Source organism: Rummeliibacillus sp. JY-2-4R, from assembly GCF_053847205.1.
Window position 1 is genome coordinate 3,637,607 of the sequence record NZ_CM132623.1, and the last position, 14,500, is coordinate 3,652,106.

Annotated in this window: 12 protein-coding genes; 4 read left to right on the forward strand and 8 right to left on the reverse strand. The window is 34.7% G+C overall.

Features of this window, described 5'->3' with window-relative positions; translation table 11 throughout:
* Nucleotides 1-16: 16 nt before the first annotated feature.
* From ACWV26_RS17800 to ACWV26_RS17825, 6 genes are all read right to left on the reverse strand, one after another.
* Nucleotides 17-2,257: a DUF4129 domain-containing transglutaminase family protein gene (locus ACWV26_RS17800; protein WP_455896013.1), complete on the reverse strand. Its 2,241-nt coding sequence runs from the start codon at nucleotides 2,255-2,257 to the stop codon at nucleotides 17-19.
* Nucleotides 2,254-3,474, reverse strand: coding sequence for a DUF58 domain-containing protein (locus ACWV26_RS17805; protein WP_455896014.1), 1,221 nt, complete (start codon nucleotides 3,472-3,474; stop codon nucleotides 2,254-2,256). The genes ACWV26_RS17800 and ACWV26_RS17805 overlap by 4 nt, the downstream gene beginning before the upstream one ends.
* On the reverse strand, nucleotides 3,471-4,418 hold the full coding sequence (locus tag ACWV26_RS17810) for an AAA family ATPase (protein WP_455896015.1): 948 nt from the start codon (nucleotides 4,416-4,418) through the stop codon (nucleotides 3,471-3,473). The genes ACWV26_RS17805 and ACWV26_RS17810 overlap by 4 nt, the downstream gene beginning before the upstream one ends.
* A 308-nt stretch (nucleotides 4,419-4,726) precedes the next feature.
* Nucleotides 4,727-5,551, reverse strand: a complete 825-nt coding sequence (gene nadE / locus ACWV26_RS17815) for an ammonia-dependent NAD(+) synthetase (RefSeq protein WP_455896016.1) — start codon at nucleotides 5,549-5,551, stop codon at nucleotides 4,727-4,729.
* A 15-nt stretch (nucleotides 5,552-5,566) separates the two neighbouring features.
* Entirely contained in the window at nucleotides 5,567-7,033 is a 1,467-nt protein-coding gene (locus ACWV26_RS17820; protein WP_455896017.1) for a nicotinate phosphoribosyltransferase, read from the reverse strand.
* A gap of 321 nt (nucleotides 7,034-7,354) precedes the next feature.
* Nucleotides 7,355-7,858 (reverse strand): methylated-DNA--[protein]-cysteine S-methyltransferase, encoded by a 504-nt coding sequence (locus ACWV26_RS17825; protein WP_455896018.1) that lies wholly within the window; start codon nucleotides 7,856-7,858, stop codon nucleotides 7,355-7,357.
* 127 nt (nucleotides 7,859-7,985) lie between these two features.
* On the opposite strand from ACWV26_RS17825, the gene ACWV26_RS17830 reads away from it, so the two are divergent.
* From ACWV26_RS17830 to ACWV26_RS17840, 3 genes are all read left to right on the forward strand, one after another.
* A complete protein-coding gene (locus ACWV26_RS17830; RefSeq protein ID WP_455896019.1) occupies nucleotides 7,986-8,717 on the forward strand; it encodes an ABC transporter ATP-binding protein in 732 nt (243 codons plus the stop codon).
* Complete coding sequence (locus tag ACWV26_RS17835; RefSeq protein ID WP_455896020.1) at nucleotides 8,714-9,469, forward strand: ABC transporter permease; 756 nt, start codon at nucleotides 8,714-8,716, stop codon at nucleotides 9,467-9,469. The genes ACWV26_RS17830 and ACWV26_RS17835 overlap by 4 nt, the downstream gene beginning before the upstream one ends.
* A gap of 467 nt (nucleotides 9,470-9,936) precedes the next feature.
* Complete coding sequence (locus tag ACWV26_RS17840; protein WP_455896021.1) at nucleotides 9,937-10,911, forward strand: proline dehydrogenase family protein; 975 nt, start codon at nucleotides 9,937-9,939, stop codon at nucleotides 10,909-10,911.
* A 168-nt stretch (nucleotides 10,912-11,079) separates the two neighbouring features.
* Here the strand turns inward: ACWV26_RS17840 and ACWV26_RS17845 are convergent, their stop codons facing one another.
* Both ACWV26_RS17845 and ACWV26_RS17850 read right to left on the reverse strand, forming a co-directional pair.
* Entirely contained in the window at nucleotides 11,080-11,685 is a 606-nt protein-coding gene (locus tag ACWV26_RS17845; RefSeq protein WP_455896022.1) for a response regulator, read from the reverse strand.
* 119 nt (nucleotides 11,686-11,804) lie between these two features.
* Nucleotides 11,805-12,863, reverse strand: coding sequence for a fatty acid desaturase (locus ACWV26_RS17850; RefSeq protein WP_455898294.1), 1,059 nt, complete (start codon nucleotides 12,861-12,863; stop codon nucleotides 11,805-11,807).
* 301 nt (nucleotides 12,864-13,164) lie between these two features.
* Between ACWV26_RS17850 and rpoN the strand changes: the two genes are divergently transcribed.
* Nucleotides 13,165-14,454 (forward strand): RNA polymerase factor sigma-54, encoded by a 1,290-nt coding sequence (gene rpoN, locus ACWV26_RS17855; protein ID WP_455896023.1) that lies wholly within the window; start codon nucleotides 13,165-13,167, stop codon nucleotides 14,452-14,454.
* Nucleotides 14,455-14,500 lie beyond the last annotated feature (46 nt).

A 14,500-nucleotide genomic window follows, 5' to 3' on the forward strand; every position in this document is an offset into this window, starting at 1 on the left:
TTTATAAGAATCAAAATCAACCGCTTGTACAATTGATTAAATATTCCCAACATTCTTTGATTTTATTGTAACCAATTGTTGGTCCTTCTTTACTATAAAGGCTTTCCTCATAAGCTTGCGTCAAAATAGTCATTTGATTAGTACCGAATTTTTCATCTACAAGTTTTGCAAAATCACTTAGTGTTTGTCCTTGCACTTTTGTCAATCCTATTGCAGAAAGCCTCTTTAATAGTACCTCATACAACTGATCAATAGGAACATGCTTTCCTTTTGCTCGATATTTCATCAATAGCCATTTCGGCATCCATTTTCTTCGTGTTCCATACATAATTAAGGCCACAATAGCAACCAGTAGGATAGTTATGAATAGTGCCTTGTTGAAAGCAGAGTTTGATTCCTTTTTCTGATTCTGATTTTTAGCAACTTTTTGTTGATCCTTTTTCTTTTCTTGTTTTTTCACTTGTTCTTTTTGTTGTTTTTCTTTTTTCTTTTGTTCTGCTTTCTTTTTCTTTTCTGCTTTTGCTTGTTCATTTTCCTTTTGCTTAGGATTGATTGTACCTTTGTTTTCATTATTTTGTACGTCATTTAATACATTATCAAATCCATTGAAACCAATTGTAGGTTCAAAGGCCATCCAACCTACACCGGGTAGATATGCTTCTACCCATGAATGGGCATTATTGTTTGTTACGACAAAATGGCGCTGTTCATCGTCTTTTGTAGCTACTTCATCGCCTTCTGAAAATCCTTTTACCCAGCGAGCTGGTATTCCTAAAGTACGAAGCATCACTACCATAGAAGTTGAAAAGTTATCACAATACCCTGACTTGGTCTCAAAAAGAAACTGATCAACATAATCTTCTTTTTCTGACGGTATTGCCACATCTGTACGAGAGTATTTATATCCATTGTATTGAAAATATGAAACAATCGAATTTGCCTTATCGTAAAGATTATTCTCATTCTTTGTTATCTCAACTGCCAAATCCTTAACGCGTTTCGGCAATGTTGCTGGTAGCTGCAAATATTGATTATATTCTTTAGATAGCTTTTTCAAATCCGAGCTTCTTGTCTTTTTTAACGCCTTCAAACTATATTCTGGAGTTGAATACGCCATTGAATACTTGGGCAAGAGCACCCTTTCCTCATTTTTTATCGGACGGATTTTTTCCCCGTCTATTTCAATATAAAATGATTTCTCATCTTTTGGTTCGTCAATCGTTTTTAAGCCATAAGGTTGTAATATAAATTTATAGTTTTTCTTTAGCGTAATCGTTGCTTCATCGGTATTTTTCATCCTACCAGGCTTCATGGACATTGGGATTTCTTCTCCATATTCAAAAGTATGGACATAGATATCGCCTTTTTTCCGCTCCCATCCTTTGCCAGTATAGATGTTCTTCGTTTCTATTCGCCAATATTGGTTTTTGTTTGCAGTTACTTCAAATACTTGGCGACTATCTTTTTCGAAAGGACCACCTAGTTTACTATCATCTTCAACATAGCCAATTCTACCAATCCCGGCATTTTGGTTATTTTTCCAATTCATTAGCTTTGATATTGATTCTGGTGTAGAAACCATCGGCTGTTTTTTAGGCATAAAATATGCAAATACTGTGCTAAAACAAATCATGACCAACAATGGAATGACCATCATAAGGTAATTTTTAGGTTTCCACTTAACTTGGCTGTTTGTATACAAACGATGAATCAAAAGTACACCCATTAATAGTAAACCTAATACCATTACACGAATCATTGCATATTTGGCATTATAATCAGTAAGTGTGTCTAACAAACTTAAAAAAATGATAGTAGTCAATAAAAAATAGAATACTGAATACTTCACTGTTAGCCAGTGATGTATTAAATAGATTGTCATCCAGATGATAAGGAAAAATAGAATACTTCGAAATGAGTCCGCTATACCGTTCCAATTACCATCAATTAAAGCTTGAATACTTACAGAAAACTCATCTGCAAGTTTAATAAAGCTTCCAACTGCAAATATCTTTGTACCCATATAGACATACATTAAAAACCAAATAACATAAAGCAACTTAATTGCAACAGACAATAGGCCATTTAAATTAATAATATTGCTTACTAAACAGATCACGATAAAAATAATAAATAAAAGAAGATGCCCTGTGTCTGTTAGACGAACTACAGGGACAAGCCATTCAACTAACATCAAGAAAATGATGAGATACATGCCTAGCAAACTTGTCCATTTAACAATTGAGGAATTCATCATTTCAACACCTCCGTAAAGGCATTTGTAAATTGCTTACTCGTTAAAGAAAATATAAGAATACCATTTTCCTTCGCGATTGCTTCTAGTTTTTCTTCTGAATCTGTAGCGATTTGTCCTTCTGCACGTATAACAAAACAAACCACACCTTTTGACTTTCTGGAAACCTGTTTTAATATATTGATCCATTCAGTTGTAAGTGAAGTCGTTACGAAGTAAATCATCGTTGCATGAATCAGCGCACGGTTTTGTCCGTATTTATGTTCAACATCATGAATATCCTTCGGCTGTACACCTGCTAAATGATACATAACTTGTTGTAATTGATCTTCTGATTGAATTTGGCCAAAATAAGATTGTTTTTCGAAAGCAGAAAGAAAGGAAATAGTTAAATGCTTTTTTACTACCGCAGATAAAATTGAAGCGCAAAGTTCGACCTTTTCTTCAAATAACCTAGCTGGAGTTCCATCTAACACAAGACATACTTCCTGAAGTTGTTGGTCTTCAAATTCCTTTGTTTGCAAACTTTGAGTTTTCGCAAAGGACTTCCAATGAATCCAAGTCATGCGATCTCCCGGTTGATATTCTCGAATACCAGATACCATTGTCGTATCTCGCACAGCTGAATTACGCGCTGTTCCTGTACCGCCACTTTTAGTTATGCGCAATGGCGAATAGTCAATCATCGTTACCTTTGGATAAACAATTATGGTGCGCTTATTCGGAATAAGTGCAGTCTTTTTGATCCATCCAAAGAAATCGGTAATTGTTAACTCAATGCCTTCTAGCTGATAATGGCCGCGGGGCATATTCTGAATTTCATAATTCCATGATAGTTGTTTTTTCATCCCCATTAAAAAGAAATGGCGTGTCTGATCTTTGGCGTTTTCATTGAAAATCTCAAGAAGCATGCTTTCCTGTATGACAGCATAGAGTAATGGAAAGCGGGATTTTCGTCTTAGTGTCACCTTCATCTGTAATGTATCGCCATTGTTTAAATGGCCAGAAATCATCGTTCTTTCGATTGAGAATGATTTTAAAGGTACAAAAAATAACACGATGGAATAAAGAGCAAAAGGTACAAACATGAAGAAGATAAACCAACTAACAAACCCACCTTGCATTAACGCAAAGCTTGTGGAAGCAGCTAGTAATATAACAACCATTACAAAACGTGTAATGGCTTGTGTGAGCCATTTTGCTTTATATACCCTCTTCATCTTGAAGTCCTTTTAATTGGAACAGGTGTGTTAATGATAATTCTCCCAATAATTTCTTCAGAGGTAATTCCATCATAACGTGCCTCAGCTTTCAAAATGAGGCGATGCGCGAAAACAAATGGTGCCAAATACTGAACATCATCCGGAGAAACATATTTACGTCCTTTCAGTAATGCATAAGCTTGAGACGCTTTCATCAATGCAATGGAGCCACGTGGGCTTGCACCTAAGTAAACATATTGATGTTCACGTGTTGCTCTTGCAAGATCCACAATATATCCCTTTACCAGTTCATCAACATGGACTGTTTTCGCTTCACGCTGTAGTTCTATTAACTCTTCTAATGTAACTACCGATTCTAATGAATCAATTGGACGGGACCCTTCTGCTCTTCTCAAAACTTCGACTTCATCATCATGGTTTGGATAGCCCATTTTCATCTTCAATAAGAAACGGTCTAACTGCGCTTCAGGAAGTGGATAAGTTCCTTCATATTCAATTGGGTTTTGGGTAGCCATTACAAAGAAAGGCTTCGGAATTGGCACTGTTTCCCCTTCTATTGTAATAGCAGCTTCTTCCATTCCTTCTAATAGAGCTGATTGCGTTTTAGGAGATGTTCGGTTAATCTCGTCTGCCAACACAATATTCCCCATGATTGGACCGGGGTGAAAGTGGAATTCCATATCCTTTGGATTATAAATGGATACACCGATAACATCAGATGGTAGTAAATCTGGAGTAAACTGTATACGTTTGAAATTAGCACTTATTGATTTCGCAAGTGCACGTACCATCACGGTTTTTCCAACTCCCGGTACATCTTCAAGCAAAACATGCCCTTCTGCTAATAATGCTACAACACTTAGTTCGGCGATATGTCTTTTTCCTATCATCACTTTTTCAATATTCTTGATGATGGATTGTAGCTTTTCTTGCGTCCCCATTTAGATGTCCTCCTGTAAGTTATTCTTTTAATATTTTTTCTTATAATTCACAATTAGCATTATTATAACATGACACAATTTAACACCTATAAAAAACACGACCTGATTAGTAGTCGTGTTTTTATATGCTATTACTCTTATTTCTTTTTTTGACCAATTTCATGCATAAATTTTTTGATTGTGTAAATTTCATAAATAGTTTTCGAAACTGGGAAGCCTTTTATTTTATATAATCTCATTCGATTAACTTAATATTAAAAAAGCTGTTCCAAAAGTGATTGAAACATTCACTTTAGGACAGCTTTTTATTATTTCCAGAAGTCATCAAATATAGTGATTGGTAAATGACGTTTATGTCTTGAGTTAATATAACGTTCTTCTATTTTCTTACGAGCAGCTTCTTCAATTTCTTTGCCTTCTAAATAATCATCGATTTGATTGTAAGTTACACCAAGTGCTTCTTCATCTGGTAATGAAGGACGATTTTCTTCTAAATCTGCTGTCGGTGTTTTTTCATAAAGGTGTTTTGGACAATCTAGTTCAGCTAATAATGTCTTCCCTTGTCGTTTGTTTAATCGGAATATTGGTGTGATGTCCGCACCACCATCGCCGTATTTTGTATAGAAGCCTGTAATCGCTTCAGCAGCATGGTCCGTTCCTAACACGATTGCACTATTATGGGCGCCAATTGCATATTGGACCTTCATACGTTCACGTGCTTTTTCGTTTCCCTTTAGAAAATCAGAAAGTTCAATTCCTGCATTTTTTAGCGATTGTACACCCGCATCAACTGCTGGCTTAATATTAACTGTATATACTTTAGTCGGTTTGATAAAATCAATAGCATCTTGGCAATCTTGTTCATCTGCTTGTTCACCATACGGTAAGCGGACTGCCCAAAATGAATATTGATTTTCACCTGCTTCTTCATTTAACTCATCTACAGCAATTTGTGCAAGCTTACCAGTTAAAGTTGAGTCTTGGCCACCTGAAATCCCAAGTACAAAGCCTTTTAAGAACGCATGCTTTTTAGCATAGTCTTTAAGCAATTCCACTGATTTTCGGATTTCCTCTTTTGGATCAATTGTAGGAAGTACGTGTAATTCATTTATAATTTGTTGTTGTAAAGTCATTATAGCTCCCCCTGTTCATGAATCGATTTCTTGAACAAATTCCTTGACTTCTTCAATGTTACGCATTTTATTGTTCCAACATTTTTGGCTTAGATCGACTGGATATTCTTCTGGGTTTAATGATCGTTTGTACTCATCCCATAGTAAGTTTAGATTTCCCTGTGCATATGCTTTCATCTCTTGTACAGATGGGCTTTCATAAATAACTTTACCAGCTTCAACTACTTTTGTATGGAGATTTTTGGCAGTAAAGTTTGTAACGAATTTTGAAATAAATGTATGAACAGGATGGAACATTTTAATGCGTTCTTCTGATTCAGGATTTTCATCATCCATCGTAATATAGTCGCCTTGTGCTTTTCCATTTTCTAGATCAATAATGCGATAAACATTTTTCAATCCTGGTGTAGTCACTTTTTCGGCATTAGCAGAAATTTTTATACGATCTTGCATTTTGCCATTCGCATTCTCTAAGGAAACGAGTTTATATACTGCCCCTAATGCTGGTTGATCATAGGCTGTAATTAACTTTGTACCAATTCCCCATTGGTCCACTTTCGCACCTTGAGCTTGCAAATTTAAAATAGTGTATTCATCTAAATCATTAGAAGCTACAATTTTTGCATCTGGGAAACCTGCTTCATCTAGCATTTTGCGAGCAGCTTTTGATAAGAAGGCAATATCTCCACTATCTAGTCTGATACCTAGGAAGTTAATTTGATCACCTAATTCTTTTGCCACTTTAATTGCCGTTGGGACGCCAGATTTTAATGTATCATAGGTATCCACAAGGAAAACACAGTCTTTGTGACGGCGTGCATAGGCATGGAAAGCTTCATAATCACTCTTATATGCTTGTACCATTGAATGTGCATGAGTGCCGGCAACTGGTATATCAAATAATTTACCTGCTCTCACATTACTTGTTGCATCAAATCCACCAATAATAGAAGCTCTAGTTCCCCAAATGGCAGCATCCATTTCTTGTGCACGGCGAGTACCAAATTCCATTGTAATATCATCTTTAACTATATTTTTAATGCGACTTGCTTTTGTTGCTATTAATGTTTGATAGTTAGCAATATTAAGTAGTGCAGTTTCAACTAATTGAGCTTCTCCTAAAGGAGCTTCAATTCGAACAATTGGTTCATTACCAAAAACAAGTTCCCCTTCAATCATTGAATAAACATTACCAGTAAAACGTAGATTTCCTAAGTAATCAATGAAATCCTGACTATAACCTACTTCTTCTCTTAAATACTCTAAGTCAGATTCACTGAAGTGGAAATTGCGTAAATAATCCAACATTCTTTCTAGACCAGCAAATATAGCATAACCATTTCCAAAAGGTAATTTTCTAAAATACAATTCAAACACTGCTTTTCGATTATGTATTCCGTCGGCCCAATAGGATTCTGCCATATTAATTTGATATAAATCTGTATGTAGCGCTAGGCTATCGTCTGGATATTTTGATTTCATACTTAGTCCCTTCTTCCAACGTCTTAATAGACATAGTATACACTATTTACTTTATAAATATGACCTAAGAACCTATTGAAGCGATGATACTTGGAAGTATTTTGGTCAATTTGTTGATATAGCAAGGTTAGATTGCTTTTAAATAATTTGAAAAGTCTAATAAATATTTTTAAACTTTGTCTATCCATTACTTAACTATTTGCGGTAAAAATAGCATATTGAAATAGTTATAGAAAAATTTTGTTTTAACTTGAAGTAGATTAAGCATCGTTTTCCTTTATGAGTTTGAGCCAACTTATAAAGCTGGCACATCTACTAACGTTAATCTTTGTATGTTACATTTTCTATATCTAACAATGCCTTTTTTAATGGAATCCCTGAACTAAAGCCTGTTAGTTTACCGTTTTTCCCTATAATACGATGACATGGCACCGCAATTAAAATTGGATTTGCACCAATTGCACCGCCCACTGCTCTTACGGCTTTTGGATTGTTAATCATATTAGCAATTTCTGAGTAATAGGTTGTTTTTCCAAATGGAATTTGAAGTAATGCCTGCCATACTTGTTTTTGAAAATCCGTACCTTGTAAATCCAATGGGAAATCAAATATCATTCTCTTTTTTGCAAAGTATTCCCGATATTGTTTTTTGTAAACGGACGTCTTCTCATGATCTTCTATTAAAATAGCATCCCTATAATGCTTCTTACACCATGCTTCCACTTCATCTAAAGATATCCCTACATAGCATAAGCCATTTTCTGTAGCTGCAATAACAATTGTCCAATCTTGTTCTTGGAATGTAGTCCAATATATTTTTTTCATCGTAAATCCTCCATTATTCCCTTAAATAGAATTATAAAATACTTATTAAATAGATTCACGTGTAAGTGTGAGGTTTTTAAATTATGGTACATTTGTGAGGGGGATTTTTTCGAAAGGAGTATATCAAATGAAATCAATTTATCAGCCCGCTATTCACTTTCAGAATGTGGAATTTGAAGTTCAAGGTCAGAAAATTTTACACCATATTACTGGTTCTTTTCCTGCAGGTAAAATTACTACACTTGTTGGTCCATCTGGTGCCGGCAAAACCACTTTGATAAAACTATGTAATGGATTAAACTCTCCTAGTTCAGGTGAAATTTATATAGACAATAAACCCATTACCACCATTAATCCTGTCTCTTTACGCAGAAGAGTTGGAATTGCATTGCAAGCTGCTCCCATGGTAAAAGGAACCGTATACACTAATCTATCTTTGCCAAAAACACTCCAAAAGTTATCACTAACACGCTCTGAGGCTATCTCTTACTTAGAAGATGTTGGATTAGATGAATCATTTCTTGATAAAAACGCTACTGATTTATCAGGTGGTCAACGTCAACGTGTTTCCATTGCTAGAACTTTAGTCAATAAATCAGATATTTTATTGTTAGACGAAATTACATCATCATTAGATAGAACTTCCGTCAAGGAAGTGGAAGAACTCATTGTGAAACTCAATCAAAAGTATAAAGTGACAATTATTTGGATTACACATAATTTAGATCAAGCTATTAGAATTGGTCATTACACTTGGGTCATGATGGATGGACAAGTCATTGAAACTGGGGAAAGCACACTTTTAACAAGTCCAACCAGGGATATAGTAAAAGGCTTCATAGAGGGGGTTAACGAATGAGCTACGCAACACTTTCTTTGACATTGTTATTTGTTTTAATTCCATTACTCCTTTCTAAAACGCTACATCTCGGTTTGGAAAGGGATACCATCATTGCTACTGTTCGTTCAATTATTCAATTACTAGCAGTTGGTTATATTTTAAAATTTGTATTTGAATCAAATAACGTTCTTTATATATTGATAATGATTACGTTAATGATTGTTGCCGCTTCAGCTAATGCCAGAAAAAAAGGTAAAAAAATTCACGGAATTACATGGAAGGTTGCCCTTACCATGATTACAGTAGAAGTCATTGTTCAATCTATTTTACTTGGTTTTGATATTGTGCCAGCAAAAGCACAATATATTATACCGATTAGTGGGATGGCGATTGGAAATTCTATGGTCTTATCTATTCTTTTCTTGAATCGATTCCAATCAGAAATTGAGACCCATCGAGATGAGACTGAACTTATACTGTCTCTTGGCGGCACACCAAAGCAAGCAATCCATAGACAATTATTGGATGCAATTAAAGCTAGTATGATTCCTACAATAGAAAGCCAAAAAACAATTGGCTTAGTACAATTACCAGGCATGATGAGCGGGCAAATTATAGCAGGTGCTGATCCTATACAAGCTGTCCAATTTCAACTTTTAATTTTGTTTGTATTATTAACTACCGCTAGCATATCTAGTATCTTACTTGGCATTTTATCGTATCCTACTCTTTTTAATAGCCGTATGCAGATGCTAAAGGAAAAATTTTAAACTTATAGAATGTATTACTCGTTATTTTATTTGAAACACAAAAAGACGTCTTCCCCATTCCATGTAGGGAAAACGCCTTTTGTGTCATAATATTAATTTTGTACCTCAATACTAAGTTACATATATATTTAAGTTAATGCAACTCATTTTTCATAAAAAACAACAATTTTCGACACAACTAAGTCTTATCGTGCAGTTGTCTCACATCTCTTCTAACATCTCCATCATATACCCTACTATTAGTCCATTCAACAAATTCACCTTTTTGTAAAAGAAATTTCTCACTTATCCCTATATCTCCCTTACTTAATGGTAAATAATAGTAACATGAGAAATAAATCTATGAAACATTTATTGTCGAAACATAGATAAAAACTATCCATTTCAAAGTTTATGAATTAAATAACTTTTCTGTTAATTATGTTATAATCGAGAAAAAACAATTCATTAGCAAGGGGAAATGATATATGTCACTTAAAGATTTCTTTATCGCATTATCTGAAAACCAGTTTTTAAATAACAATGCTAAAAAATATGGATTGAAAATGGGAGCTGCTAGTGTAGTAGCAGGAACTAACGTCGATGAGGTAATCGAAAGTATTAAAGAATTAAATTCACATGGAATTTCATGTACCGTCGACAATTTAGGGGAATTTGTTCATAACAAGCCTGAGGCAACTACAGCTAAAGAACAAATATTAGCTGTTATTGAAGCCATCCACGAAAAAGGTGTAGATGCGCATATCTCTTTAAAACCTTCCCAATTGGGCTTGGATATTGACTATGAATTCTGCTATGACAATTTAAGAGAAATCATTGAACTGGCAGATCACTACAATATTTTTGTCAACTTTGATATGGAAGACTATGATAGACTTCAGCCATCTTTTGATTTACTTGAACAATTATCAAAAGAACATGACAATATTGGTACCGTAATTCAAGCCTATTTCTTCCGTGCTAGAGAAGACATTCGAAAATTCAAAGACTATCGTTTACGTATTGTTAAAGGTGCTTATAAAGAGTCTAGTGATGTTGCATATCAATCAAAAGAAGATATCGACAGAAGCTACATAGAATTAGTAGAATATCATTTATTGAATGGTAAATTTACTTCTATCGCAACACATGATCATAATCTCATTCATCATATTAAGGAATTTATCGCATCTCATGATATTCCAAAGGAAAAATACGAATTCCAAATGCTATATGGCTTCCGTCGCGATATGCAACTTGAGCTTGCAAAAGAAGGTTATAACTTCTGCACCTATGTACCATTTGGACAAGATTGGTATGGCTACTTTATGCGTCGATTAGCAGAACGCCCACAAAATATCGAACTTGTTGTAAAGCAAGTATTCAATAAGAAAACCAATACCATCCTCGGAGTATTAGCAGCAGGATTTGTAGTTGGCCGATTAACAAAACGTAGATCATAATAAATACAAAAAACACCGGATTCGCTTTTACTTATACAAAATGAATCCGGTGTTTTTTGTTTTCCTTATACGGGTGCGTGCTGCACTTATTTGTATCCGGCTTCGGGCGCTAGCTACTCGAGGTCGCTTCGGTCTCTCGGTTGAAAGCTGGACGAGCGCCCTCAGCACTTATTTGTTCCATCCTTTTTCTTTGAATCTTGCGATAGCTTCGATTCGGTTGCTGACGTCTAATTTGTCTAAGATTGTGGAGATATAATTACGTACTGTTCCTGGGGATAGGTATAGCTCATTTGCGATTTCTTTTGTTGTTTTCCCTTTTGCTACAAGATTAAGTACTTCACTTTCCCGATCTGTTAAAGGGTTTTCGCTTTCTTCTTCATAGACAATATCTATTAGCTCTGGAGCATATATTCTACGTCCATCCATAATTACTCGAATGGCATTTACTAACTCTTCAATAGGGCTATCTTTTAGCAAATACCCCCTTACTCCAGCTTTTCTTGCTCGTTCAAAATATCCAGGTCTCGCAAAGGTTGTTAAAATGATTACTTTACTATCGGTCTCTTTTAGTTCTTCTGCGGCATCTAACCCTGTTTTCTCAGGCATTTCGATATCCATGATGACAATATCAGGATTATATTGTTTAACAAGCTTCAGTGCATCTACCCCATTATGACCGACTCCAACAACCTCCATGTCATCTTCCATATTAATCAATGATTTCAAAGCACCCAACAACATTCCTTGGTCTTCCGCAATAACAATTTTTATCATCTTGTTCACTTCCCTTGAAATTTCTACCCGATATTATGTACTTTCATTATATTATGAACAAATTGGTCTATAAAGTATAGAAAAGGAGTCATCCTTATTTAAGGATAACTCCTGCAATTTTAACTTACCTTTCCGACTGTAACCTTCGGAGTTTTCGGTTCGCAATTCTTTTTTGATACAAGACCTTTTACTTCTTTGAATGTAATAAAGGTTTTATGTGGTGTGTCATATAATTTATAGCGTAATGATTGTAGACTTGTCTTAATGGTAATCGTTGTGGCACGTTGTAATGGCGGCGTCTTTTTATGTGCTTCCTCAAGTTTATAGTTTGGAACTCGTGGTGCTAAATGATGCACATGATGGAAACCAATATTACCTGTTACCCATTGTAAAATAATTGGTAACTTATAATATGAACTTCCTTCAACAGCAGCTTTCACATAATCCCATTCATTTTCATTTTCAAAATAAGAATCTTCAAATGTATGTTGAATGAAGAACAGCCAAATTCCTAAGGCCCCTGCTACGAACATCGTTACTCCATGAACGAGTAAAAACGATTGTAGATTTGTCACTAGAATAATGCTTGTAGCTACAGCAACAATTAGCAAATTAGATATATACGTATTCATTCGCTCTTTTTTCTTTGCATCTTTACGATTAAATCTACTTGAAACAAGTACTAAATATAAAGGGCCTAATCCAAACATGACAAATGGGTTGCGGTATGTTCTATAGCAGAAACGTTGCCATTTAGATGCCTTCAAATATTCATCCACTGTCATGACCCAAATGTCACCAATTCCTCGTTTATCTAAATTGGAACTAGAAGCATGATGAATCATATGCTCTTTTTTCCACTTTTCGTATGAAAATAATGTAATTACCCCTGTTAATAAACCCACAATATCATTGGCTTTTTTGTTTTTAAAGAAAGAGCCATGTGTACAATCATGGAATATAATAAATGTACGAACAACAAAACCTGCTGCAATCACACTTAATGCAATAGATCCTAATAAAGTGTACGGTAACACGATATATGCCGCAATCCACAATACGATAAGTGGCGAAATTGTATTTATAATTTGAATAATACTTTTTTTCGTATCAGATTTTGCATATGGTGTAACAGCTTTTCTTAGCTGTATTGTCTTCTCACGATCTGTCAAAAGTATCCCCTCCAACTTTTGTAGCTGAAATTATCATAAGCCCTTAACCAAATTTTATATAGGCATAGATGTCATAACGGACATATGACATCTATCATATACCCGATCCTAATAGCTTATAACCGCGGCTAATTTCAAAAATTATAATACTATGAAAGTGAATTTTTTTTCACGCCGGTTAAATTCCTTGTCTGTTCCAATCAGAAAGCACATAAAGTATAATATTTAATACATATAGAAGATTTTTTGTGCTTTATTAGATTAAAAATGTTTTTTGGTATGAGCGTTACATAAGGGGGAGTTTGTAATGGAACTGTTCATGCAACAAAGGCAAGAATTAAAACTTTTAATGACAACTCAGCTAAGACAGTCAATTGAATTACTTCAATATTCAACTGATGATTTAGAACAATTTATCCGTCAGCAAGAACTAGAAAACCCATTAATTGAGCTGATCGAACCCAGCAATAATAAGCAAATTGAAAAGCTAACTTTTTTTCAAAGAAGTAATGCCACTAACAAACCGACAGATGTTGTAAGACCTATAGAGGAAAATTTTAGAGATCAAATGATACGAATGGTCAACTTAAATTTCAAAGAAACTTCTACTATAAGGTTATTAAAATACATTATTAACAATTTATCTGATCATGGCTATTTGGAACTGGGTTCGATTTCTGACTATTCATCTGAAGAACTCACAAAGGGAATTGCACTACTTCAACAAATTGGTCCCAGTGGAGTGGGTGCAAGAAGTATTGAAGAATGTCTTTTGTTACAAAGCCAACATCGTTATCCTCAGTTTCCCATTTTACAAGAATTAATTCAGGCGTATTTACCTTTACTTGCTGAAAAGAAATGGAAACAAATTGCTAAAAAATTGAAATGCTCTATTCCTGAAGTTCAACAATTAAACGATCTCATTTTATCGTTAGCTCCAAAGCCATGTTCGTTTATGACAACTGGTTGCACGGAATATTTACGCCCCGATATAGTAGTCGAAGAATATCAAAATGAATTTAATTTTTACCTTAACGATCGCTATTTACCAAAAATCGAATTAAATGACCAATACTTAACGTTACCCACTACCAATCGTGAAGAAAGGCAATATATAAATCAGCAACACAAAAACTATCAATGGCTTATTAGCAGCATCGAGCAGCGCCGGAATACTATTATTAAAATTATGCATGTATTACTCAAAAAGCAATTTGCATTTTTTAAAAAAGGGCTCTCTGAACTAGCTCCCCTCACATTAAAAGAAGTAGCAGAAGAAATTGAGATGCATGAATCAACAGTAAGTCGAGCAACATCCAATAAGTATATTCAAACACCAATCGGTACATTTGAATTAAAAGCACTTTTCACATCAAAGGTAGAAACAAAGAATGGTTTTACGATTTCTCAAGAAAAAGTAAAAACATTATTACAGCAATTAATCCTAAAAGAAAACAAGGAAAAACCATTTTCCGATCAAAAAATTGCTGATTATTTTAATACAGAACATGCGATTCAAATTGCAAGAAGAACCATTAGTAAATATCGGGATGAGCTGAATATCCCTTCCGCTAGCATGCGAAAACAATGGTCTTAACAAGTGAAAAGAGGCACCTTCCAACATATATGATTTGGAAGGTGCC